The organism is Kitasatospora sp. NPDC056181, assembly GCF_042266225.1.
GTDB lineage: Bacteria > Actinomycetota > Actinomycetes > Streptomycetales > Streptomycetaceae > Kitasatospora.
Genome location: NZ_JBHJUK010000084.1, coordinates 13,946 through 38,557, shown reverse-complemented (window position 1 = coordinate 38,557; position 24,612 = coordinate 13,946). Strand labels below are relative to the sequence as shown.

The 24,612-nt window shown below is 71.5% G+C and carries 18 protein-coding genes; 11 read left to right on the top strand and 7 right to left on the bottom strand.

Translation table 11 applies throughout. From position 1 onward, the window contains the following. The first annotated feature begins 59 nt into the window (after nucleotides 1-59). From ACFC1F_RS27600 to ACFC1F_RS27560, 9 genes are all read left to right on the top strand, one after another. Nucleotides 60-3,140: a lantibiotic dehydratase gene (locus tag ACFC1F_RS27600; RefSeq protein ID WP_376162257.1), complete on the top strand. Its 3,081-nt coding sequence runs from the start codon at nucleotides 60-62 to the stop codon at nucleotides 3,138-3,140. Beyond that, entirely contained in the window at nucleotides 3,137-4,399 is a 1,263-nt protein-coding gene (locus ACFC1F_RS27595; protein WP_376162255.1) for a lanthionine synthetase C family protein, read from the top strand. The genes ACFC1F_RS27600 and ACFC1F_RS27595 overlap by 4 nt, the downstream gene beginning before the upstream one ends. Before the next feature lie 15 nt (nucleotides 4,400-4,414). Continuing rightward, nucleotides 4,415-6,496, top strand: a complete 2,082-nt coding sequence (fxlM, locus tag ACFC1F_RS27590; RefSeq protein ID WP_376162253.1) for a methyltransferase, FxLD system — start codon at nucleotides 4,415-4,417, stop codon at nucleotides 6,494-6,496. Between the two features lie 4 nt (nucleotides 6,497-6,500). Continuing rightward, on the top strand, nucleotides 6,501-7,679 hold the full coding sequence (locus ACFC1F_RS27585) for a hypothetical protein (RefSeq protein WP_376162251.1): 1,179 nt from the start codon (nucleotides 6,501-6,503) through the stop codon (nucleotides 7,677-7,679). Nucleotides 7,680-7,849: 170 nt separating this feature from the next. Further along, on the top strand, nucleotides 7,850-9,226 hold the full coding sequence (locus ACFC1F_RS27580; protein ID WP_376162249.1) for an NUDIX domain-containing protein: 1,377 nt from the start codon (nucleotides 7,850-7,852) through the stop codon (nucleotides 9,224-9,226). Continuing rightward, the gene (locus ACFC1F_RS27575; RefSeq protein ID WP_376162247.1) at nucleotides 9,223-9,636 is read left to right on the top strand and encodes an NUDIX domain-containing protein; all 414 of its coding nucleotides are present in this window, start codon (nucleotides 9,223-9,225) and stop codon (nucleotides 9,634-9,636) included. Before ACFC1F_RS27580 ends, ACFC1F_RS27575 begins: the two co-directional genes overlap by 4 nt. A 33-nt stretch (nucleotides 9,637-9,669) precedes the next feature. Further along, nucleotides 9,670-10,155, top strand: coding sequence for an NUDIX domain-containing protein (locus ACFC1F_RS27570; protein ID WP_376162245.1), 486 nt, complete (start codon nucleotides 9,670-9,672; stop codon nucleotides 10,153-10,155). A gap of 328 nt (nucleotides 10,156-10,483) precedes the next feature. Further along, nucleotides 10,484-10,747 (top strand): hypothetical protein, encoded by a 264-nt coding sequence (locus ACFC1F_RS27565; RefSeq protein ID WP_376162243.1) that lies wholly within the window; start codon nucleotides 10,484-10,486, stop codon nucleotides 10,745-10,747. 286 nt (nucleotides 10,748-11,033) lie between these two features. Continuing rightward, the gene (locus ACFC1F_RS27560) at nucleotides 11,034-11,744 is read left to right on the top strand and encodes a hypothetical protein (RefSeq protein WP_376162242.1); all 711 of its coding nucleotides are present in this window, start codon (nucleotides 11,034-11,036) and stop codon (nucleotides 11,742-11,744) included. Between the two features lie 26 nt (nucleotides 11,745-11,770). Here the strand turns inward: ACFC1F_RS27560 and galK are convergent, their stop codons facing one another. From galK to ACFC1F_RS27525, 7 genes are read right to left on the bottom strand one after another with little or no spacing between them, the layout of a single operon-like run. Beyond that, nucleotides 11,771-12,943 (bottom strand): galactokinase, encoded by a 1,173-nt coding sequence (galK, locus tag ACFC1F_RS27555; protein WP_376162240.1) that lies wholly within the window; start codon nucleotides 12,941-12,943, stop codon nucleotides 11,771-11,773. Then, nucleotides 12,940-14,025, bottom strand: a complete 1,086-nt coding sequence (gene galT / locus ACFC1F_RS27550; RefSeq protein WP_376162238.1) for a galactose-1-phosphate uridylyltransferase — start codon at nucleotides 14,023-14,025, stop codon at nucleotides 12,940-12,942. Before galT ends, galK begins: the two co-directional genes overlap by 4 nt. Before the next feature lie 24 nt (nucleotides 14,026-14,049). Then, nucleotides 14,050-15,471 carry an alpha-L-fucosidase gene (locus tag ACFC1F_RS27545; protein WP_376162236.1) on the bottom strand — a complete coding sequence of 474 codons (1,422 nt, stop codon included), beginning with the start codon at nucleotides 15,469-15,471 and terminating at the stop codon, nucleotides 14,050-14,052. Then, nucleotides 15,468-16,313, bottom strand: a complete 846-nt coding sequence (locus ACFC1F_RS27540; protein WP_376162234.1) for a carbohydrate ABC transporter permease — start codon at nucleotides 16,311-16,313, stop codon at nucleotides 15,468-15,470. Before ACFC1F_RS27540 ends, ACFC1F_RS27545 begins: the two co-directional genes overlap by 4 nt. Further along, nucleotides 16,310-17,245: a carbohydrate ABC transporter permease gene (locus ACFC1F_RS27535; protein ID WP_376162232.1), complete on the bottom strand. Its 936-nt coding sequence runs from the start codon at nucleotides 17,243-17,245 to the stop codon at nucleotides 16,310-16,312. Before ACFC1F_RS27535 ends, ACFC1F_RS27540 begins: the two co-directional genes overlap by 4 nt. 21 nt (nucleotides 17,246-17,266) lie before the next feature. Further along, on the bottom strand, nucleotides 17,267-18,544 hold the full coding sequence (locus ACFC1F_RS27530; protein WP_376162230.1) for an ABC transporter substrate-binding protein: 1,278 nt from the start codon (nucleotides 18,542-18,544) through the stop codon (nucleotides 17,267-17,269). A gap of 57 nt (nucleotides 18,545-18,601) precedes the next feature. Continuing rightward, complete coding sequence (locus ACFC1F_RS27525; protein WP_376162228.1) at nucleotides 18,602-19,792, bottom strand: ROK family protein; 1,191 nt, start codon at nucleotides 19,790-19,792, stop codon at nucleotides 18,602-18,604. 313 nt (nucleotides 19,793-20,105) lie between these two features. Here ACFC1F_RS27525 and ACFC1F_RS27520 point away from each other — a divergent pair, with 313 nt between their 5' ends. Together ACFC1F_RS27520 and ACFC1F_RS27515 are read left to right on the top strand one after the other, a co-directional pair. Further along, nucleotides 20,106-22,403, top strand: coding sequence for a discoidin domain-containing protein (locus tag ACFC1F_RS27520; RefSeq protein ID WP_376162226.1), 2,298 nt, complete (start codon nucleotides 20,106-20,108; stop codon nucleotides 22,401-22,403). 40 nt (nucleotides 22,404-22,443) lie between these two features. Continuing rightward, entirely contained in the window at nucleotides 22,444-24,588 is a 2,145-nt protein-coding gene (locus tag ACFC1F_RS27515; RefSeq protein WP_376162224.1) for an alpha-galactosidase, read from the top strand. Nucleotides 24,589-24,612: the final 24 nt, after the last annotated feature.

Genomic DNA, 24,612 nt, shown 5'->3' with positions numbered 1-24,612 from the left:
CCCGTCCCGGCGCACCCGGCCGGCACCACCCTTCCGCTCCCAGCCTCTGAGGTCCGCCCATGCGCCCATCCGCTTCATACCGCGCCACCGGCGTGGCGCTCGTGCGCGCCGTCGCCTGTCCCGACCTGCCCGTGCCCGCCTGGCCGGACCTCACCACCGACGCCCCGGAGCAGGCACACCAGCAGGTGGAATGGCTGCGCACGCTGTGCGGCGACGAGCACCTCACCGAGGCACTCGCACTGGCCAGCCCGGTCCTCGCCCATCGCATCGAACAGCTGGTCGCCGCCGAGCAGCCGGCACCGCGGGAGGTGCGGCGCGCCGCCCTGTCGGCCGCGCGCTACCTGCTGCGTGCGCAGGCCCGCCCGACCCCGTTCGGGCTCTTCGCCGGTGTACAGGCAGCCGTCTTCGGACCGGCCTGCAAGGTCCGCTGGGGCAACGACCACCACGTGGTCGCCCAGGCTTCGGCGGCCTTCCTCAGCCGGCTGATCGAGCGGCTGGAACAAACGCTGCTGCTCCGGCTGGACGTGATGACCAACAACACCGTCCACGTGCGTGGCAACCGCCTCGTGATCCCCCACCAGCCGCTGGCCGGGCCCGGCGGAGCGACGACGGCAGAGACCACCCTGCGCCACACGCGCCCGGTCGCGTCCGCCCTGGCCGATGCCCGCCGCCCGATCCGCGTCCAGGATCTGATCGCCAAGCTCAGCACCGAGTTCCCCGCAGTGCCCGCCGAACGGATCACTGGGGTCCTGTCCGAGCTCGTCGCCTCCCGCGCCCTGATCACCAACCTCCAGGCTCCGGCCACGGAACCCGATCCGCTCAGCCACCTCTTGGCCGCGCTGGAGAGAGCCGGTGCCGACCAGCTCCCCGTCACCGCCGCCTTGGTCGCGGACCTGCGTGCCACCGACGACCTGCTCACTGCGCACAACGGGGCGCCCAGCCGCGCCGTCCGCGACCTCGCCCGGACCGCGGGCTCCATCAGCGGCGGCCCCCGCGACCCTGAGCGCCCGACGCTGGCCGTCGACCTGCGCCTGGACGCCGACCTCGTACTCCCGCAGGCCGTGGCCGACGAAGCCGCACGCGCGGCCGCCCTGCTGACCCGGCTCAGCGCGCTTCCCAACGGCACTGCGGCGTGGCGGGCCTACCACCAGCGGTTCTACGAGCGGTACGGCCGCGGCGCGCTGGTCCCGTTACTCGACATGGTCGCGGACAGTGGGATCGGCTGGCCAGACGGCTACCCCGATGCCCGGCCCACCGAGGCACCGCGCTTCGACGAACGCGATGCAGTCCTGGCCGCTATCGCTCAGCAGGCGGCTCTCGACGGCGACCGGGAGGTCGTCCTGGATGACACACTGCTGGCCGCACTCGACCTCGGCCCGGACGAGCCGCGCCTTCCGCCGCACCTGGAGATCGTCACCCGAATCCGCGCCCGGACCCAGAACGCCCTCGACCGGGGCGACTTCCGGCTGGAGGTGGTCTCTGCATCCCGGGCAGCCGGTGTCTCGGTCGGCCGCTTCCTCCACCTTCTCGCCCCCGAGCACCGGACCGCCTTCACCGACGTGATGACCGGCCTCCCGACCATGGACGAGCGAGCCGTTACCGCTCAGCTGTCCTTCCCACCGCTGGACGCGGCCACCGGACACGTGGCTCGCAGCCTGGCGACCGGCCAACTGGTGATCAGCCTCGCCGAGCACCGCCCGAGCGCCAATGACATCCTGCGTCCGGAGGACCTCGCGGTCGGCTGCGACGGGCGGCGGATGTACCTGGCCGCCCCGGCGCTCGGGGTGCGGATCGAGGCCGCCGCCACCCACGCCCTGAACCTCCGGACCCATACCCCACCGCTGGCCCGCCTCATCACCGAACTGTCCCGCGCCCAGGCCGCGCAGGTCACCCGCTTCTCCTGGGGTTCCCTGCGCTCGCTGCCCTTCCGGCCCCGGCTCCGGCGCGGCCGTGTCATCCTCTCCCCTGCCACCTGGCGCCTCACCTCCGCCGAACTCCCGGCCCAGAATGCTCCGTGGGAGCAGTGGGACGAGTCCCTCACCGCGTGGCTTGAGCGGTGCCGGGCACCGCGGCACGTACTGCTGACCGCCGACAGCCAGGGCCTGCCGCTCGACCTCGACCACCCCGGGCACCGCGCCCTGCTGCGCACCCACCTCGGCTCCACCCCGCACGCCGTCCTCGCCGAAGCCCCCGAGCCGGCCGACCTCGGCTGGGCCGGCGGACGGGCCCACGAAGTCGTGGTCCCCGTCACCGCCACCCGGCCCCCGGCCTGGCCGCGCCTGCCCAAGCCCACAACCGCTCGCGTCCTGGCACGTGGCCACGGCGACGCCCCCGGCACCTCCCGAGTCCTCCTCGCATCCCTCTACGGCAACCCGGACCGTCAGGACACCGTCCTCGCCCGGCATCTGCCCGAACTCCTGGAACACCTCGGGCAACCGGCCTGGTGGTTCGTCCGTTTCCGCGACCCACGCCACCACCTTCGACTGCGTGTCGCCCTGCCCGACCCCGCCGACTTCGGACCCACCGCTGCCGCGGCCAGCAACTGGACCGCCGAGCTGCACCGAGCCGGGCTCCTGTCCGAAGTCGTGTACCCAACCTCGTACGCGGAGACCGGACGATGGGGCGAGGGCCCGGCATGGGCTGCGGCCGAGCAGGTGTTCCGCAGCGACTCCGCCACCGTCCTCGCCCAGCTGCCACAGCCCGCGGTGCCCGGGCGGCAGGCCCTGCTCGCCGCCCACGCGGTCGCCATCGCGGTCGGCTTCACCGGCTCGGTCACGGCCGGGCTTCGCTGGCTCGTCACCAACGTCCCCGCCGAGCCCCCTGCTGCCATCCCGCGCTTGGTGTTCCGTGAGGCCGTGCGCCTGGCGGATCCCGCCGACCAGTGGGCGGCATTGTGTGCGAAGCCGGGCGGCGCCGCGATTGTGGACACCTGGAGCGAACGCCACCGAGCCCTCGACGCCTACCGCCTTCACTTCCCGGGACCCGACACCCAGGGGGTGGAACCGGACGACGTGCTCGGTTCCCTCCTCCACTGCAGCTATGTCCGCGCCCACCGCATCGACTTCGACGACGAGGCCCAAGTCCTCTACCTGGCCCGAGCTGCTGCCCTCGCCCGCCTCTCCCGGGACGGCGACCTGTGACCCCACCACCTCACCCCGCCCTCCGGCTGTCCGACCGGATCGCCGAGTTGCTCGCCGACCCCGCCGACGCTCCCGTCGCGTGGACGTCCCGACCACAGTGGCGCCAGTCCCTCGCCCACGGTGCCCCCGGCATCGGCCTGCTGCACATCGAACGCGCCGCCGCCGGCCGAGGCTCGTGGGAGCCGGCACGCGCCTGGCTCGCCGTCGCGGCCGGTGTTCCGATCACGAGTGGGGCCGACAGCTACCTCTACTACGGAGCCCCTGCGTTCGCGCACACCCTCGCCTGTGCCGCCCAAGCCCGGCCCGGCTCCTACCGGCGCGCCCTCACCCACCTCGACCAGGTCGTGGCCGACGACGCGGTGCGGCGCAGCGAGGAGGCGCTCGCCCGGATCGACCGCGGTGAGTTCCCGGCGCTCGCCGAGTTCGACACCATCCGCGGCTTGGCCGGCGTCGGCGCAGTCCTGCTGCGTCGGGCGCCCAACGGTCGGGCAATCCGACGGGTCCTCACCTACCTCGTCCGCCTCACCGAGTCCGTCAAGCACGACGGCGAGCTGCTGCCGGGCTGGTGGACCGCCGACAGCCCGTCCGGCAAGCCGGACCGGCGGTTCCCCCACGGTCACGCGAACAACGGCCTTGCGCACGGCATCGCCGGCCCCCTCGCGCTGCTCGCCCTGGCGCTGCGCCGCGGCGTCGAGGTCGAGGGTCAGCACGCGGCGATCCGTACCGTCCTGGCGTGGCTGGAGCGCTGGCGCGACCGCCACGTGTGGCCGTACTGGATCACGTCCGCGCACCTGACCGGCCCCGACCGCAGACCCCTAGCACCGCAGCGGCCGAGCTGGTGCTACGGCACCGCCGGGGTGGCCCGCGCGCAGCAGCTCGCCGCCCTCGCCCTCGGCGATCCCCGGCTTCGCCACCAGGCCGAAAGCGCCCTCGCCACCGCGCTTCTGGACCCACTGGCGATCGCCGCGACCACCGATGTCTCCGCCTGCCACGGCTACGCCGGGCTCGCCCACATCGCCCATCGCGCCGCCGCCAACGCCTCGCCACGCAACGCTGCCCGGCTCCGCGCGGCCACTGCGCTGCTCCTGGACACCACCCACCCCCCGGGCACCGACCCCGACGAGCAAGCCCGCCGTCTCCTCGCCTCGGTCGGGCCTGCGTTCCTGGACGGCGCCGCCGGCACGGCCCTCGCCCTCCTGTCGCCCGCCTCCGGCACCACCCCGGCCACCCGCTGGGACGCCTGTCTCCTGACCTCCTGACTGAGGACCGACCCGATGACCACCGGATGGATCCAGCACGACATCACCGTCGCCGACCGCGGCACCACCGAGCACCTCGCCGCCCACCACCTCGCCCCGATGCTCGCTGCCACGCAGAACTCCGACTCGTTGGAGGGCTGGTGGTACATGCGCAAGCAGCCCTTCCGGCTCCGCTACCGCGCCGACGCACCCGCTCCAGCCGTCGCGGCACTCCTGGACGCCCTCGTTGAAGAAGGACTCGTCCGACGCTGGACTCTCGGAATCTACGAACCGGAGACCGAGTCGTTCGGCGGCGAGGAGGCGATGGCGGTCGCGCATCGCCTGTTCCACGCCGACAGCCGCCATCTACTCACCCGGGCCGTTCAGGAGCCACCCACCACACTCGGCCGGGCTGAGACCGTCGTCGTGCTGATCTCCGCCATGTTCCGCGCCGCTGGGCTGGACTGGTACGAACAGGGCGACGTCTGGGCGAAGTTCGCCGTCCTCCGCAACGCCCCCGCCCCGGTCTCCGCCGGTCGGGCCGCCACCCTTGCCGCCGCGATGCACCGCCTCATGCGCCTCGACACCTGTGGGGTCACCCGCGACGGGGCGCCGCTCGCCGGCCACACGGGCTGGGCCGACGCCTTCGAGCGCGCCGGGCAGGACCTTGCCCGCCTGAACCGCGACGGCCTCCTCACCCGCGGGCTGCGCGCCGTGCTCGCCCACCACCTCGTCTTCCACGCCAACCGCGCTGGGCTCCCGACCGACCACCAAGCCGCCATGGCCGCACGAGCATTGGATGCAGTCTTCCACTCCGACGAGGGCCCCGAGCCCTCGAACTCCACCATCCGCACGACCACTAGGGTCACCCACATGACTACTCTCAGTGACGACACCACCTCCCCGACCGCCGCACAGCTGCGCGACGCGCTCACCGACCGCCTGCTCGCCCAGGACGCCATCCGCAGGGCCACGGTGGAGACCGCCTTCCGCACCGTGGCCCGCGAGCACTTCCTGCCCGGCTTCCCATTGGAGACCGCCTACGCGGACAACCCCACCTACACCAAGGCGGACGGATCCGGCACCCAGATCAGCGCCGCCTCCCAGCCCTCGATCGTCGCCCTGATGCTCGAACAGCTGGACGCCAGGCCCGGCGAGAAGATCTTCGAGGCCGGGGCGGGCACCGGCGTGAACGCCGCCTACATGGCCACCATCGTCGGCCCCGACGGACACGTCGTGACCGTGGACGTGGACGAGGACCTCGTCGACAGCGCCCGCAAGCACCTCGCCGACGCCGGAATCACCAACACCGAGGCCGTCCTCGGCGACGGCGCCCTCGGCCACGCCGACGGCGCCCCCTACGACCGCGTGATCGCCACCGTGAGCACCAGCGAAATGCCCACCATCTGGCTCCAGCAGGTCAAGCCGACCGGGCGGATCGTCCTGCCGCTGCGCCTGCGCGGCACCGCCTCCCGCACCATCGCCTTCGAACGTCGCGAAAACAGCTGGGTGTCGGTCGACGACCAGCTCGCCGTCTTCATGCCACTGCGCGGCAGCATGGACGACGCCCGCCGCACCGTCCGCCTCACCAGCCAGGGCGACGTCACGCTCCAGGTCCACAAGGATCAGGACGAGGCGGTCGACGCCTCCCTGCTGCTCGGCGTCCTCGACAGCGGGCGCCAGGTGAGCTGGACCGGTGTGCACATCCCGGCCGGCACCACCTACGAGTACCAGGACCTGTGGCTGGCCCTCACCCTGCCCAACTCCCTCATGCGGATGAGCGTGACCGGCACCGCCCGCGACCGCGGCGTCACCCCGATGTTCGGCTGGGGCGCCATGGCCACCGTCGACAGCGGCTCCCTCGCCTACCTCACCCTTCGCCCCGGCGAGTCCGACGCCGACGGACGCAAGACCTACGAGACAGGAGTCATCGGCCACGGCCCCAACGGCACCGCGCTCGCCGACCTCGTTTCCCAGGAGATCCGCGCCTGGAACACCGACTTCCGCGACCGCCGCCTGCGCTTCGAGCTCCCCGACATCCCCGTCACCGCCAACCCCGCCGCCGGCCGCTTCGTCCTGGGCCGCCCGAACCACCCGATCACCATCACCTGGGAGTAGCCCTGTGCACCCGACCGGACCCATCGCCCGGCGCTTCCCGCTGGTCGCCCGGATCCGCCCCGCGTGCCTGCCCCTCGACGCCCGTGTCGGCCGGCTCACCGAGCTGGCCGACACGGCCACCGAGCAGGCAGACCCGGGCCAGGCATCCACGGTCTTCAACCAGGCCGCACTCCTCGCCTCCGACCTCGGCCTGCCCGACTACGCCCGCGAGCTGTGCCACCGCCACGCCCGCCTCTACCTCACCCGCGGCCCGCTCCCGGCAATGAGCGCAATCCGCGGCCTGGAGCCCCTCGTCAACCTCGCCCGCCTCCACATCCGTGCCGGCCACCACCAACGGGGCCACCAGCTCCTCCTCGACCTCTACCGTGCCATCAACACCGGCACCTCCGCCGTACTCGACGGCATCACCGTCCCCGCCCACCTCACCGAGACCGACCAGCAGCGCGCCGAAGTGCGGGCGTGGCTGTGGCGGGTCGTCATCGCCGACGGCACCCGCGCCCTCACCGCCGCCGGCCACTGGAACGACGCCCTGCGCCACATCAAGGAACACCGCGGGATCGGCCTCCGTATCCTCGACGGCCGCCAGGTCGCCGTCCTCGCCTGCGCCACCACCGACGACCTGCCGGGCGCGCTCGCCCTGCTGGAGGGCACCGAGCCGGGCGATGCCTGGGAGGACGCTGTCACCGCCGTGCTCACCGCGCTGTGCCGCCCCGGCGACCAAGACGCCGCCGACCGGGCGATGGACCACTGCCTCGCGCTCAACGCAGAGGAGGGCCTCGCCGCCTTCACCACCCGCCTCACACTGACGGCCCTCGACGCCGCCGCCCCGGACACCCCCTCCGCGCAAAACCTGCTGCGGCGGCTGACCAGCCGAACGAGTGAATCCGGCGACGGCTACGCACTTCGCGACCTCCTCACCCACGAGGGCAGCCGCACCCGCCTCGAACCGGACCGGATCAGCCCGCTCGAACGGGCGCTCGCCGCCTGCGCACTGGACTCCGGCACCCTGCCCGAGGCCCTCCGGGGCCAACTGGATGAGGCCCTCGACCACGCCCGAATGGTGCTCGAAATAGCCCCGTTCGACCCGGGATCGCCCGGGGGAAATCCGCTTGAGCGACGCAATCGAACAGCACCATCATCAGTCGCCACCCCGTACGCCGAACCGTCCAACTCGACATCCTGACAGTGCACTTGCGGCGAACTCCGGTGTCGACAGCCGGTTCGGCATGCCCGGACACCGCCAGCGCCCGGAGGTACTCCTGTGGAAGGCCCGACCATCCCGGCTCTCAGTGCCCACGCCCGGCCTCGCGGCCGGGTGATCCTGCCCGCCCGCGACACCGAGGAGCCCCTCCAGTGATCGACTTCGACACACTCACGGGCCTGGCCGCCCGCGAAGGCATCGAGCGGATCGGCGTCGGCGTGGTGGTCCGGGACGCCGCGGGCCGGATCCTGATGATCCGCCGATCCCCGCACGACGTCCTGCCCGACCTGTGGGAGTACCCGGGCGGTGGCCGGGAGAACGGCGAGAGCGTGCCGGTGGGTGCGGTGAGGGAGTTGGCCGAGGAGACCGGGCTGACCGGGTGGCCGCTGGAGTACGTACGGCACCTGGACTTCACCGACCAGCGCGGGCGGCGCGTGCGGCAGTTCGTCTTCACCACCGTCGTGCCAGACGGCACCCCGATCCGCCTTTCCCGGGACCACGACGGCCACCAGTGGACGATCCCGGACGACCTGCCGCCGACCAGGGACGGGCAGCGGGAGGTCGTCGAGTGGCTCAACCACCACCTGGCCGTCCCCGGCTGGCGGCCGGTCGGCGGCTACATCACCACCATCGCCCGGCCCACGACCTACGCCAGCCTCCTGATCACCGACCCGCAGGGCCGCATCCTGGGCATGCGCTCGACCGTCAACCAGGCGGTGTGGAACTTCCCCGGCGGCAACGTCGAGCACGGCCGGACGCCGTTCACCACCGCGCTGATCGAGGCCGAGGAGGAGATCGGGCTCGATCTCGCCGCCGAGAATCCCGAGGTGGTCGCCCGCCGGCGCCTGGTCGCCGTCATCCACGAACAGGCGGGCACCGAGTACCCCGTGCCGGTCTGCAGCTACGTCTTCGACGGCGGCGTCCTCACCCCCGAGCAGCAGGCTCGGATCCGGCTCGATGCGGCCGAGCACACCGAGTTCCGGTTCGAGACGGCCCACAACTGGCGGTCGCTTATGGAGCCGGACCGCTACCAGCGACTGCGGCAGGTGCTGCGCGCCCACCGCTGCGGTGTCCCGCTCTACCTGGAGCGCCCCGCCCCGTACGACGACGACTTCGAGGGCGTCCTGGTCTTCGTCACCGACCCCGCGGGTCGACTGCTGATGCACCAGCGCGAAGATCGGCCCGGCATGCCCTGGCCCGGCTACTGGACACCGATCGGCGGCTGGCGCGAGGCCGACGAGAGCGCCCCGGAGAGCGCGGTGCGCGAGGTCCGCGAGGAGGCCGGCATCGAGATCACCGGACTCCGGCCCCTCCCCGACCCCCACCACGGCTTCGGCCTCCCGCTCACCCGCGTCCTGCACGCCATCTGGGACGGCCACGAGACGGACCTGCGGCTCGGCGACGAGGGCCTGGCCGTGCGCATGGTCCCCCTCGACGAGGTGCCGCTGCTCAAAGTCCCGCCCTATATGCAGCACTACCTGCCGCTGCTCGCCGACGCCGCCAGCCTGTCTTCCGGGAGGACTGCGTGAACCCGCGCGACGACCTCCGCCTCGCCGCTTCCCCGGCATCCGGGACGGACCCGCTGACCTTGGTCGTCGGCGTCCACCTCGTCCTGACCAACGCCGACCGCGTGCTGCTCGGCCGGCGCCGCAACACCGCCTACGCGAAAGACCTGTGGCACCTGCCGCCCGGGCACATGGAGCGCGGCAAGCCGGTCACCCGCTCCATCACGCGCGAGGCGGAGGAGGAACTCGGCATCACCATCGCCGAGGACGACCTCGCGCTCGTCCACACCCTGCACCACCTCGACGCCGACGACGGCCGCAGCCGCCTCCAGCTCTGGTGGCCGCTCGACTCGCTGCCGGACGACACCGTCCCCTACACCGCCCACGCGCTCGCCGAGATCACCCGCGGCAGCACCCTGAACCCCGTTGCGTGAACACCCTTTTCCTCACTACCGGTTGGAGTCTCCGTGCAGTCCCTGCGTCAGGCCGTGTGCGTCATCGTCCACGACGAGAAGGCGAGCAAGGTCGCCTGCATCCACTACGCCAACGATTCCTGGTCCACGGTGCCCGCCTGGACCGTCCCCGGTGGCAAGGTCGAGGAGGGCGAGCGTCTGGACGAGGCCGCCGCCCGCGAGCTGCACGAAGAGTCGGGCCTGGTCGTCGCCCCCGAGGACCTGCGGCTGGTCCACACCATCCAGGTCAAGGCCGGGTGGGACGGCAAGGGCCCGTTCCTGCTCTCGGTCTTCGCCGCGACCTCGTGGCGGGGCGAGCTGACGAACAGCGAGCCGGACAAGCACCTCGCCGTCCTGTGGATGGACGCCTCCGCGCTGCCCACCCCGATGTTCCCCACCTCGCACGCCGCCCTCACCGCCTACCTCGCCGGCGACGGGCGGGGGTTCTCCACCTACGGCTGGGACGCCTCGGAGGACCTGCGCGCCCTGGTCGGGGCATGAGATGGCCGGCCGCCACCGCCGCCCGCTCACCGGCGAGCAGGCGACTCTGCCTGCGGACGTCGCACGGACCGGAGAGCACCCTGGCCGTCCTCACCCTCACCGACGACTCGATAGAGCGCGTGGTCCCGGCGTTCGAGGATCTCGTACGGAGAATCGTGCCGGCCGAGGCCATCGCCTCACACCTCCCAAAGTGCTTGGCGCTCGCGAGAATCCGGGCATCTCCAGACTCTTCCCTCGCACTCTGAGCTGCTACGTGCCCAAGTGGCAACCCTCGCTTGCCCCGACCGGGGCCAGCCGACTCCTGCACGCCTACCGAGCTGCTACCGCGGTGGTCCTGAAGGACCGGAGACTTGGTCCGGCCGCCAACTTCCTCTGGTCGAAGTGCCCGCACGACTACAAGGTCCGCTACCGCAATGCGGCCGGGAAGCAGACCGAGGAGACCGGCTTCGCCACCCAGGACAAGGCGATCGACCGGCTCACCGAGATCTACCGCGCGAAGCGCGAGCGCCCGCAAAGCCGCAGATCCTGCACAACCGGTGGCAGCGCGTCGTCAAGCAGGCGGCCGACGTCGACATCCCCGATGGCATGGTGATCTACAGCCTTCGCCACTTCTTCGCGTCGAACGCCCGCTACGGCGACCGGCTCGCCATCAAGGCGCGGTTGGCCGATGCCGTGGACATCAGCCGCTTGCCGGCTCTGAGCCGTAGGTCGCGAGCCTATGCGCTCGCCGCCCACCTCGACTTCCTGGTGGTGGACACCGAATCGTCCGTCGCCCGCTTCGCAGTCGAGCTGGACGGCCGCCGACACTTCCACGATCCCGCAGCCCGGGAACGCGACCAGATCAGTACCTGGAGACCTGCTGCGTCGCCGGTATCCGCATGGACACAGCCCCGGTGCAGCACGTGCGGCTGTTCCCGGTCCCGCACCGGCTGCTCGACGAGGAGAAGCAGTTCGGGAAGTACTCCGTCGTCGAGGTCGACGTCCGGCGCCACCACGTCGACCGGAGACCGGAGAGCCTGAGACCCAACCTGGACACCCTTCGGGTTGTCGACACGGTCGGCAGCCGCGACGGCTGGGCCGAACGCCTCGATATCGCCCGACCGTTGATCCAGCCGTCCCTGTGCGCGATCAAACGCCTTCAGGCGGCCGACGGCACCTCGCTCGGGCTCTTCCGGCCCGCCCGCATCGACTCCTTCCGGCTTGCCGACGCCAGCCCCTGGACCGCGGAGCAGCACGGAATCGTCAACCAGACCGACGTGCTGCACCCCGAGCACCGGCCCCTCGAATGGGTGCCCTACGAGTTCCGCTACCGCTTCCACTGCGACGACGGCTCCTGCCGGGGCCACGACATGGGCCTGCACGACTGGGAAGCCGGCCAGTCGTGGCGCAAGTTCCGCCGCAGCTACCCCGTCCACCGGCTCACCGACGTCCTGTACGAGCGCTGGTGGACCAAGATGGTCACTCCCGAGCGGGCCACGCATTTCTTCGTCGGCAACATCGCCGCCCGCCCCAGGACGTTCATGCTCCTGGGGCTGTTCAATCCCACCATCGCTGCCCTCACCGCTCCCCGACAGGACGCGCTGTTCTGAGTGGTCCAGGCCGCTCGGGAGCGTTGTCAACCGAGCCGCCGGGCCCCCGCGGATGCGGTGGCGGTGAAGGTGCGCGGAGCGCGATGGCCCGCCCGATGGAAGGCCGCGATGACGGCCTCGCCCACGGTGTCGACGGCGGTCTCCGGGACCAGGGCGATGACGGATCCGCCGAAGCCGCCGCCGGTCATGCGGGCGCCGAGCGCGCCGGCTTCCTCGGCGGTGGCGGCGGCGAGGTCGGTCTCGGGGCAGGAGACCCGGTAGTCGTCGCGCAGTGAGGCGTGTCCGGCGGTCAGGATCGGGCCGAGCGCGGCCGGGTCTCCGGCGTTCAGCAGGGCGACGGCCTGTTCGACGCGGGCGTTCTCGGTCACCACGTGCCGCACCAGGGGCCGGAGGTCGGCCGGGAGACGGTGGAGTGCCTCGACCAGCCCGCTCAGCGGGAGGTCCCGCAGAGCGGGGAGCCGGAGCAGCTGGGCGGCCCGCTCGCAGCCTGCGCGGAGCTTGGCGTAGGCGCCGTCGGCCAGATCGTGCTTGACCCGGGTGTCGATCACCAGCAGCTGCAGCCCGTCGAGCCCCAACGGGACGGAGCGGGAGCCGAGGTCGCGGGTGTCGAGGAACAGTGCGGCGTCCGGGGTGCAGCACATGCTGGCCATCTGGTCCATGACGCCGCAGGGGACGCCGACGAACTCGTTCTCGGCGCGCTGCGCGACCAGGGCCAGCTCCGTCCGGGAGAGCCCGAGGCCGTTGAGGTCGTTGTAGGCCGTGGCGAGCGCGCACTCCAGCGCCGCCGAGGACGACAGCCCCGCACCGGCGGGTACGTCGCTGTCGACGTGCACATCCGCACCACCGACCGGGTGTCCGTCCTCGCGCAGGGCCCAGACGACGGCCGCAGGGTACTTGGCCCAGCCGGTGACGGTGCCGGGTTCCAGGTCGGCGACCCGCAGCTCGACGGTAGGGCCGTCGGCCTGTCGGCTGTGCAGGCGCAGCAGACCGTCCGGTCGGGGCCGGACGGCCACCGTGGTGTGCTGGGGGGTGGCGAGCGGAAGGACGAAGCCGTCGTTGTAGTCGGTGTGCTCGCCGATCAGGTTGATCCGGCCGGGTGCCGCCCAGACTCCCTCCGGCTCGGTGCCGAAGACGGACTGGAAGTGGTGCGTCACGGCGTCTTCCCGGGGCGTCAGGTGAGGTGGCATGTGCTCGGTCATGAGGTGGCGACCTCGCGCAGGCGCTGGGCGGCGGTCTCCGGGGACACGTCGTTGACGAAGGCGTCCATGCCGGATTCGACGCCGGCCAGGTACTTGAGCTTGTCGGCGGTGCGGCGGATGGTGAACAGCTCCAGGTGGAGGGCGAGTTCGTGTCCGCCGACGATGGGTGCCTGGTGCCAGGCGGAGATGTACGGGGTGGTGCCGCCTCCGAAGAGCCGGTCGAAGCGACGCAGCAACTCCAGGTACAGGAGGGGGAACTCGGCGCGTTCGGCCTCGTCGAGGTGGGTCAGGTCGGGTACCCGGCGGTGCGGGTAGAGGTGGACCTCGTAGGGCCAGCGGGCGGCGAAGGGGACGAAGGCGGTCCAGTGGTCGCCGGCCAGGACAACCCGTGTGCCGTCGGCGCGTTCGGCGGTGAGCAGGTCCTCGAAGAGGTTGCCGCCGGTACGGACGCGGTGCTCGGCCGCCGCGGTGATCATGCGCGCGGTGCGCGGGGTGACGAAGGGGAGGGCGTAGACCTGCCCGTGCGGGTGAGCGAGGGTGACGCCGATCTCGGCGCCGCGGTTCTCGAAGCAGTAGACCTGCTGGACACCCGGGCGAGCGGAGAGGTCGGCGGTGCGGTCGGTCCAGGCCTCCAGGACCAGGCGGGCCTGCTCCGGGGTGAGGTCGGCGAAGCTCGCCTGGTGGTCGGAGGTGAAGCAGACGACCTCGCACCGGCCGGCGGCGGGGGCGCTGGTCCTCAGCGGCGCGTCGGAGCGGCCGACGTGGGCGGCCGAGTCGAACGCCAGTGAGGGGAAGCGGTTCTCGAAGACCGCGACCTCGTAGGCGTCCGCCGGGATCTCGCTGGCCCGCCCGTCGCGGGAGGGGCAGAGCGGGCACTCGTCGGCCGGCGGGTGGTAGGTGCGGCCTTGGCGGTGGGCGGCGATGGTGACCCATTCGCCGGTCGCCGGGTCGCGCCGGACCTCGGACAGGGCGGTGGTCGGTTCGAGCGGGCGCGGGTCCGTCGCGTCCCGGTTCGCGGTGTCGTCCGCGTCGAAGTAGAGGATCTCGCGGCCGTCGGCGAGCGTGGTGGCGGTCTTCTTCATGGTTCCGTGCATTCGGTTCTGGACCTACTCGGGCTGCGCGGCGCGGGGGACGTCCACGAGCTCGATCTTCACGACGGTGTCGACCGGGTCCGGCAGCGGGTAGGTGAAGTGGCCGATCTCGCCGAACTGGACGAACGGGATGTCGGGGTAGGACTTGATCACCCAGGCGTCGCACGGCTGCAGTTCGCGGCCGTCGGCGAGCAGCGTGATCCTGCCGATGTCCTTCGGAAGGAGTCCGCCGGTCAGGGCCAGCGGTCCGATCGGCGGACGCAGGACGTGGGCGTACAGGGTGTTCCCGGTGCGGGTGTAGTAGCCCCACTCCGGGGTTTCGAGGCCGGCGGGGCCCGCGCCGTGGACGGACTCGCCGTTGGCGGCGAGCCAGGCGCCGATGGCGTGCAGCCGCTCGACGGCCTCGGGCTGGATCCGTCCGCGGGGGTCGGGGCCGACGTTGAGCAGCAGGTTGCCGCCCTTGGCGACGCACTCGACCAGCTTGGTGATCAGCTGCTCGGGGCTCTTCCACAGGTCGTCGCCGGCGGCGTAGCCCCAGTTGTTGTTGATCGTGATGCAGGCTTCCCACGGGACGGGGCTGCCGTCCTCGGCGCGGATGCCGTCGACCGGGATCAGCTGCTCGGGGGAGGCGAAGTCGCCGCTGTAGTCGGTGGGCGCGTCGGTCACGATGGATCCGGGGCCGCCGCCGTCGGCCTCCAGCCGGTTGTCGATGAGCGCGGTCGGCTGCAGCTCCCGGACCATCGCGATCAGTTCCTGCGCGCCCCACTCCTGCGGTCCCATGCCCTCGTAGGAGAAGTCGAACCAGAGGATGTCCAGCTGCCCGTAGTTGCTGCACAGCTCCCGGATCTGGCCGTGCATGTAGGCCCGGTACGACTCCAGGTCGGGCTTGTGGTCGGCGAAGGCCGGGTTCTCCCGCTCGGGGTGGATGAGGTCGCCGTAGTGCGGGTAGTCGGGGCGGTGCCAGTCGAGGAGCGAGTAGTAGAGGCCGACCTTGATGCCACGGGCGCGGAACGCGTCGAGGAACTCGCGGACCAGGTCGCGGCCGATGCCGTTGTGCATGCTGCCGTACTCGGTGAGCGCCGAGTCGAAGAGGCAGAACCCGTCGTGGTGCTTGGCGGTCAGCACCGCGTACTTCATCCCGGCCGCCTCGGCGAGCTCGGCCCACGCATGCGGGTCGTAGTCCTCCGCGCCGAAGCCGTCCACGGCGAACTGGTAGTCCTCGATGCCGATCTGCTCGTGCGAGCGGACCCATTCACCGCGGGCGGGCACGGCGTACGGGCCCCAGTGGATGAACATGCCGAAGCGGTCGCGGCGGAACCAGGCCGAGCGGTCGAACCGCGCCGGCACCTCGGTCGGCAGGCCCTGCTCCTCCTTCACCGTCGTCGTCCTCTCCTGCACCGTCGTCGTCTTCTCCTGCACCGTCGTCGTCCCGCTCATGCCTTCACCGCTCCCGCGACCATGCCGTTGACGATGTACTTCTGCGCGGTGAGGTACACCGCGACCACCGGCACCATGGTGAGGACCAGGTCGGCACAGACCAGCCCGTAGTCGAAGCTGTGGGTGGACTGGAAGGTGAAGACGGTCATGGGCAGGGTCCATCGGTCGGCGTCGGGGATCAGGAAGAGCACGTTCTGGAACTCGTTCCAGGCGTAGGTGAAGACGAGGATCAGCGCGGTCGAGCTGACCGGCCGCAGCAGCGGGAAGATGATCGTGAAGAACATCCGCAGCGAGCCGGCGCCGTCCAGCATGGCCGCCTCGTCGATCTCCTTCGGCAGCTGCCGGATGAAGCCGACGTAGATCAGCGTGATGAACGGGATCTGCACGGCGACGTCGGTGAGGATCAGCCCCACGTACGAGCCGCCGAGGCCGATCTGCTGGAGCAGCCGGATCGCCGGGATGAAGGCGAAGGGCGCGATGAGTCCGGTGAGCAGGTAGCTGTAGACGCCTCCGGTCACCCGGCCCGGCCGCCGGGCGATCACGAAGGCGGCCAGCGAGCAGACCAGGACGGTGACCGCGGTCACCGCCACCGAGATCAGCACGCTGTTGCCCAGCGCCTGGAGGGCGTTGCCGGTGCGGATCACGGTCAGGTAGTTGTCGAAGTGCCAGCTGCTGGGCAGCGAGAAGCTCATGGTCTGGGCGTCCGCGGTGCCCTTGACGCTGGTCAGCAGGACCAGCGCCAGCGGTGCCAGGAACACCAGGGCGATCAGGACGGCCGTGGCGTACGTGGCCACGGAGGCCACGACGCTGCCCGGCCGGCGTCGGCTGCTCTGCCGGGTCACGACGTCGCCTCCATCCTGCGCACGAAGCGGTTGATGACCAGCGCGATGACGGTGATCAGAACGAACTGGAAGACGTTGACCGCGGCGGCGTAACCGAGCGAGCCGGTGTTGAGCTGCTTGTAGACGAAGGAGGTGAGCACCTCGGTGGCGGTTCCGGGGCCGCCCCCGGTGGTGGCGTAGATCAGGTCGAACCCCTTCATGCCGGTGATGAAGGTGATCAGCGCGGCCAGGTTGACCGCGTGACGGATGTACGGGAGCTTGATGTGCCGCACGACCTGCCAGGGCCCGGCGCCGTCCAGCTCGGCGCTCTCGATCAGTTCGGTCGGCACCGCCTGGAGCGCGGCCAGCACCAGGACCACGGTCCAACCCACGCCCATCCAGACGTCGACGGCGGTCACGCTGTAGAGCGCGAGGTCGAAGCTGCCGAACCAGTCGTTCGCGAGCCCGAAGGGCTCCAGCAGGGCGTTGACCGGCCCGTCGGCCTTGAGCAGGTAGTTGAACAGCAGGCCGACCACGATGGTGGAGAACATGATCGGCAGGTAGACCACCACGCGCAGCACCTTGCTGCCCTTGAACGCCCGGTTGAGCAGGAAGGCGATCGCGATGCCGAGGACGGTCTTGCCGACCGTCACGCAGGCCGCGTAGACGAACTGGTTGACGGTGGCGTTCCACAGGGCCGAGCCGTCGCCGAACAGCAGGCGGTAGTTGGCCAGGCCGACGAAGTCGGTGTCGGGCACGTACGTCGAGGCGTCGGTGAGGGACAGGTACATCCCGAAGAACGCCGGCAGCAGGAAGAAGACCGTGAAGACCACGACCGCCGGTACGAGGTACGTGTAGGGGTAGACGCGGTCCACGCCCCGGCGGGACCGGCCGGCCGCCTCGGCGACTCGGCCGGTCTCCGCTTCCTGCCGCCTGGGGGCAGCGATGCTCATGGGTTTCGTCATCCGCTCGGGTCAGAAGCCGGAGGCGCCGGCCTTGGCGCCGGCGCTCTGCCAGGCCTTCTGGACCTGGTCGGCGAACTTGGCGGCGTCGGTCTGCTTGCCGATCAGCTGCTGGTAGGCGGCGATGATGTCGTCCTGCGGCTGCGGGATCACCGACTGCTGGTCGAAGGGAACGACGGAGCCGCCCCGGTCGACGAGCTTCTGCAGGTCGGCGACGCCGTCGGAGGGGTTGGCCGCCTTGACGTCGGTGAAGGCGGAGACGCCGGGGTTGGCGTCCATGAACTTCTGGGCCTGCGGCTTGTCGATCATGAAGTTCAGGAAGTCCTGGGCCGGCTGGGCGGCCTTGGAGAACTTGGCGACCTTGAGCAGGTTGGGCTTCTGGAGCCCGAGCGTGCTGGTGCCGTTGGCCGACGGCAGGAGGAAGAAGCCGAGGTGGGCCGAAGGGTTGACCTTGGCGACGGCTCCGAGCGCCCAGGTGCCGTTGATGATCGCGCCGGCCTTGCCGTTGGCGAGGGCGGCGGTGGCCGAGTCGTAGGTCGCGGTGAGCGCGTCGCCGTTGGTCAGACCGCGGCCCACCCAGTCCGCGAGGGCCTGGTACTCGGGGGTGAAGCCGGGGATGTCGGCCCACTTGGTCTGGTTGGCGTCGAGCTTGGCGGCCAGCTGCGGGTCGGCGCCCTCGAAGTTCGCGGTGGCGGCGCTGCGGTGCTGGAGCAGCGTCCAGCCGTCCTTGCCGCTGAAGTACAGCGGGGTGGTACCGGTGGCCTTGACCTTCTCCAGGTCGGCCTCGAACTCGGCGAGCGTGGTCGGCGCAGTGGTGATGCCCGCCTTGGTGAAGACGTCCTTGTTGTAGATGACGCCGGTGGCGTTCAGGCCGTCGGCGCTCGGGGTGCCCCAGATGGTGCCGTCGGGACCGGTGATCGCCTTGCGCACGTCCGGGCTGAGCCGCTCGATCCACGGGCCGGCGGCCGGCTGCATGAGGGCGGCCTTGTCCTTGACGGTGTCCTGGCCGGCGAAGATGTCCACCCCGCTCCTGGCGGCCAGGCGGGCCTGCACCAGGGAGTCGTAGTTCGCGTCCGGCACCGGGGTGAGCTTGACCGTGTTGCCCGTCTGCTTCTCCCAGGCGTGGACGTTGTCCTCGAAGCCCGGCACGTTCGCCCACGAGGTGGGGAGCATGAACGTGATCGTGGCGTGCCCGGCGTCGGCGGAGGAGCCGGAGCTGGAGCAGCCGGTGAGCGCGGCAGCGGCCATCGCGGCGGTTCCGATCACGGCGGCGATTCTGATTCTGGGCATGACGGGGTTCCTCTCGGGTGGGTGGAGGTGAGAGAGAGCGGGGGCGGCGGGGTGCCGCTACACGCCGGCGGGCTGGGGTACCCGCCGCCGGTGGTCGGCTAACGCCGCGAGCAGCGGGCCGATGTCGATCCGGGCGGGGAAGGCCGGGTCGCCGAGCAGGGTGTCGAAGGTGCTGCTCAATGCCATCTGCAGGACACCGAGCGAGGGACCGAAGACCGGGAACTGGGTGACGGCCAGCTCCAGCGGATAGGCGCGCCGCAGCAGGGCCGCCAGTCGCGCGTCGATCCGGTCGGTGAGCACGCGCCGGCCGGCCACGGGGCCTCCGAGCACGATCAGCTGGGGGTCGATCGCCAGGGTCAGGTAGGCGATCTGCCGCGCGGCCCGGTCGGCGAAGCGGTCGAGCTCCGCCTGGCTGTCCCGGTCGCCGCGGTCGGCGGCCTCCAGGACGGGGAGGACGGATTCCAGCTCGGCCCAGTGCGCGGGGGCCGCCGGGCCGTCGTCGATCAGGTTCAGCTCGCCGGCCATGTTGCGGCCGCCGCGGTGGATCCGGCCGTCCAGGACGATGCCGGCCGCCACCTGGTGCCAGGCCAGCACCAGGGCGAAGGTCTCGGCGTCGCGCGCGGCCCCGTACCAGTGCTCGGCGACGGCGGCCGCGTTCAGGTCGTGCTCGACGATCACGGGGACCTCGCCGAACGCCAGTCCCACCTCGGCCGGTGAGCGGCCCTGCAGGTCGGGGTGGTGCGGCGAGTAGCTGATCAGCCCGTCGGGGCCGATGCCGCCGGTCATCGCAACGCCGAGGCCGAGCCAGCTGCCGTGGGTGGTGCGCAGCCGGGCCGCCAGGCGGCCCAGCCGTTCCCGAAGGCCGGCGATCCGCTCGCGGCCCGGCAGCGGCTGCGGCTCGTGGTGCTCACCGATGTTCAGGATCCGTCCGCCGATGTCGCAGGCGATGATCCGCTCGGTGTGCTTGCCGATCTCCGCGCCGATCACGAAGCCGTGTTCGCCGCGGAAGCGGAACCGCGTGGCCGGCCGGCCGCCGCTGGGTGTGGGCGACCGTCCGTGCGAGGCGCCGGTGGTGACCTCGACCAGGTCGGGGAGCTCCGCCAGTCGTTCCTTCACGGTGGGCCGGGACAGCCCGGTGGCGGTCGCGAGCTGGGTGAGCGTCGCCTCGCCGAGGCCGCGCAGCGCCGCCGCACAGGCGGCGGTCGTCGGCCTCGTGGAAGGGGCTCCGCCGAACGCCGGCACGGTCACGGTCTCCTCCTTCCTCCGGGACGTGTGGCCTTGGTATTGCATGGCTGTTTCGAATCCGTGTTTCGTAACCAGCTGCGAGGACCGTAGGTCAGGGCCGCAGGTCGCGCAATGATTCCGAAAGGATTCCATACGAGCTTTCGAAACCCGGCACCATAACCGAAGGTGCCTGCGCGAACGCACATGGCCATCGGTTATGGAGGGCGGCCATCCCCCCCCTTCGAATCGCTTTCCTCCGCCAACCCGGGGCGCCTACCGTTCGCTTCCCCACCCACTGCGGCCCAATGGCGGGCCGCGTACCCCCAGGAGTACAGCCGTGGCGCACCGAGACGACGCCCTGCCCGGACTGAACGCCATCGCCGACGGCCCCACCCGCCGACGCTTCCTCAGCGCGATCGCAGCCATCGGCGCAGGCGCGGCCACCCCCGCCGTGCTGGGCGCCTTCGGCCTCGGCGACAAGGCCCACGCCGCCACCGGCGCCCCCCTGCGCGCCACGATCGACGCGACCCACCCGGCTCACCTGATCAACTTCGGCCAGAGCGACGCGCCCTACCAGGGAACCCTCGCCCAGCTGTGGGACACCGTTCCGGCCTGGCTCAAGCCGTACGCCTACATCAATCTCATCGGCGACAACCACCTCCGGAACGTTCCGGCCACGACCGACTGGATCCAGTCCCAGCTCGACACCGCCGAAGCCGCCGGCATCCCGGTCCTGGCGCAGGTCGCCAACGGCGAGACCGGCAACACCAGCCTCATCCCGGTGAGCCAGTGGCAGACCTGGGCCCAGACCCACCCGAAAACCTTCAAGGGATTCAACGCCGCCGAGCTCTACAACGGCCCGGACCTGAGCAACTATCTGATCAGCCTCTTCAATGTGGCCGGCCAGCTGGGCATGTTCTTCTTCTGGACCGACACCAACATCTTCGGCACCGACGGAATGATGTTGGACTACATGCAGAACAACTCCGCGTTCCTGCCGACGATGAAGGCGAACGCGGCGAACCTGGTGTTCATGAACAAGGAGTCGTTCGCCACCACGAGCACCGACGCGCTGATCAAGGGCCTGTGGCTGACCGGCTACATCGGCAACTGGGGTTCCTCCACGGACTGGTGGAAGTGGGGCCTGGACGGCCGGGGTGTCTTCCCCGGCGGTTCGGGTTGGCAGGACTGGAAGTTCATCCTGCAGTACCCGCAGGGGCTCCAGGTCCAGTCGATCGTGCGGGACCTCTCGCAGGGTGCCACCTGCTTCCTGTCCGAGGCCTCGTACTTCACCAACGGCGCGCTCGGCCACCGCTACGCGGGAGCGCAGTTCGGCGTCTACCCGCTGCTGCGGGGCGTGCTGAACGGCTGGATCGGCATCCCGACCCGGGCCGAGGTCGCCGGCCAGCAGCAGGTGCTGGCCAAGGGCATCGCCAACTTCACCACGCCGGGCTGGAACCAGTCGCTCAACAACGCCATGGCCGTCGACGGACGGTACGGCATGCTGTCCCTCGTCCCCACCACGATGCCCGCCGCCGACCTCGCCGCCTTCACCACCGTGACCGCGCCGAAGCCGGCCGCCTACTACGACGGCCTGTTCCCCGGCTTCGCGAGCGCGGGCAACGGCTGGCTGGTGCGCTCCGACGGCGCGCAGAAGCAGTGGTACTACACGAGCCCCGCGATGGACGTCCAGCAGAAGTCGGCCGTGGTGTTCTCCCCCGCCAACGTCCCCACCGCGTCCGTGACGATCAGCTCCGACGAGCACACCAACGTGATCGTCCAGGAGAACCCGTCCAACCTGGGCTTCCACGTCTTCAACTACCGCCTCGACCTGACCAACGCCCTCTCCCTGGTCACCGACCAGGCCACCACCCTCGCGTTCGGCCAGAACTACATGGCGCCGAAGCTGGACTCCGCCGGCAACCCGGTGGTGAACGCCGACGGCTCGATCACCACCGTCGGCGGCAAGACCCTCCCGGACCGGACCGCACGGGACGTCCGCAACGTCACCGTCACCGTCGTCGGCACCTGGAACGGCGGCAGGCCGAACGTCGCCTTCGACGACTATCCGGGCATGTCCCGCCCCTACACCCAGCAGCAGACCTGGGACCCGAAGACCAAGACCCTCGTACTGACCCTCACCATGAACGGCACCACCCACTTCAACGTGCAGCTCGACGGCGGCGGTCCGCGCGTCCTGCCGCGCACCGGCTGGACCGTGGCGTACACGGACAGCCAGGAGCTGACGGCGGAGAACGACCCGGCGACCAACGTGCTGGACGGCTCCATGGCCACCTTCTGGCACACCCAGTGGACGGGCGGCTCTCCCGCGCCGGCCTGCCCGCACGAGATCCAGCTCAACATGAAGGCCTCGCACTCCGTCTCGGGCTTCAGCTACCTGCCCCGCCAGGACGGCTCGCAGAACGGCTGGGTCGGGAACTACGAGTTCTACGTCAGTGCCGACGGCGTCACCTGGGGAAGCCCGGTGACCACTGGCACGTTTGCCAAGGACGGTTCCCTGAAGACCGTCAACTTCCCAGCCAAGAACGGCCGCTACGTCCGCTTCCGGGCGCTGTCCGAGGTCAACGGCAACCCGTGGGCCTCGTGCGCCGAACTGAACGTCATCGGCCTGTAACCCCTCCCCACCGGACGACTCCCCCTCGGAAGACGAAAGCATGACAGTGCACCACCCCGTCCCGGCCGTGCTCCGCGCGGCCGGGACCGCCCTCATCCTCGACGTCTCGGGCCCCGGTCTGCCCGTCGTCCTGCACTGGGGCGCCGACCCGGGCGAGCTCGGCGCCACCGACCAACTGCTGCTGGGCCTGCGGCCCTCCTGGCCGGTGGCCTCCGTGGACACCCCGGTGCGGCTGCGGCTGATCCCGCAACAGGTCGACGGCTGGGTCGGGCGCCCCGGCATCGCCGGGCACCGGGACGGCATGCCGCCCCACCTGCGCCTGGCGCTGACCGAGCCGCTCACCCTGAGCGGCTCGTCAGGTGACGGCGGCCGGCTCGTGGCCCGGGCCCGCGACGGGGCCGCGGGCCTGGCGGTGGCGACCGAGGTCGAGATGGACCGGTTCGGCGTGGTCCGGCTGCGGCACGAGATCACCAACGAGGGCCCGGGCGTCTTCGTCCTCGACACGGCCGCCTGCCTGCTCCCGGTGGGCGAACAGGCGGGCGAGGTACTCGACTTCACCGGCCGCTGGGCCCGCGAACGCGAGCCGCAACGGCGGCCGCTGGCCCACGGGTTGACGGCCCGCGAGTCCCGCCGTGGCCGCACCGGGCACGACGCGACCGGCCTGTTCCTGGTCGGCGAGCCCGGCTTCGGCTTCCGGCACGGACAGGTCTGGGCCGCGCACGCCGGCTGGAGCGGCAACCACCTCCACTACGCCGAGGTCCTGCCCGAACACCGCCCGGTGCTGGGCGCGGGCGAGCTCCTCGCGCCCGGCGAGATCCGCCTCGCGGCCGGCGAGGCCCACCGGACCCCGTGGACCTACTTCGCCTGGTCGGGCGAGGGCATGGACGGGCTGTCCGACCGGTTGCACCAGCACCTGCGTGCCCGGCCCACGCACCCGCGCAGCCCGCGGCCGGTGATGCTGAACACCTGGGAGGCGGTCTACTTCGACCACCGCCTGGACCGCCTCACCGAGCTGGCCGAGCGCGCCGCCCGGGTCGGCGTCGAGCGCTTCGTCCTCGACGACGGCTGGTTCCTGGGCCGCCGCGACGACAGCGCGGGCCTCGGCGACTGGACCGTCGACCCGGCGGTGTGGCCGGACGGACTCCACCCCCTGGTGGAGCGGGTCCGGGCGCTCGGCATGGAGTTCGGCCTCTGGGTCGAACCGGAGATGGTCAACCCCGACTCCGACCTCGCCCGCGCCCACCCCGACTGGCTGCTCGCCGCTCCCGGCCGTGCCGCGCCGAACGCCCGCAACCAGCAGGTGCTCGACCTCGCCCACCCCGCGGCGTACGCCTACATCGCCGAGCGCCTGCACGCCCTCGTGGACGAGTACGGCATCGGCTACCTGAAGTGGGACCACAACCGCGACCTCCTGGAGGCCGCCCACGCGGGCACGGCGGGCGTCCACGCCCAGACCCTGGCCGTCTACCGCCTCCTGGACGAACTGCGCGAGCGCCACCCTGGCCTGGAGATCGAGTCCTGCTCCTCCGGCGGCGCCCGGATCGACTACGGCATCCTGGAGCGCACCGACCGGATCTGGGCATCGGACACCAACGACCCGGTCGAGCGCCAGCGCATCCAGCGCTACACCGGACTGTTCGTCCCGCCGGAGCTGACCGGCAGCCACGTCGGTGCCGCCACCGCCCACACCACCGGGCGCACCAGCCCGCTGCCCATCCGGCTGGCGACCGCCCTGTTCGGCCACGCCGGCATCGAGTGGGACATCACGGCGTGCTCCGAGGAGGAGCTGGAGCACCTGACCGCGTGGGTCGGTCTGCACAAGCGGCTCCGGCCGCTGCTGCACGGCGGGCGGACCGTCCGCGCCGACCACCCGGACCCGTCGGCCCTCCTGCACGGCACGGTCTCCGACGACCGGCGCCACGGCGTCTTCGGCCTGTTCCAGCTGGTGTCGTCGACCTCCTCGGTGGCCGGCCGGATCCGCCTCCCCGGGCTCGACCCTTCCCTGACCTACACCGTCACGGTCTGCCCGGAGTTCCAGGCCGCCTCGGCCCACCCCAGCACCGCCGTCCCGTGGATCGCCGAGGGGTCGGTCCGGGTCTCGGGCGCGGTGCTGGCGACGATCGGCCTGGCAGCGCCGCTGCTCGATCCCGAGCAGTGCCTGGTGCTGGAACTGCTCGCCGAGTAGGAACACGCGTGGGGCGGGGACGGC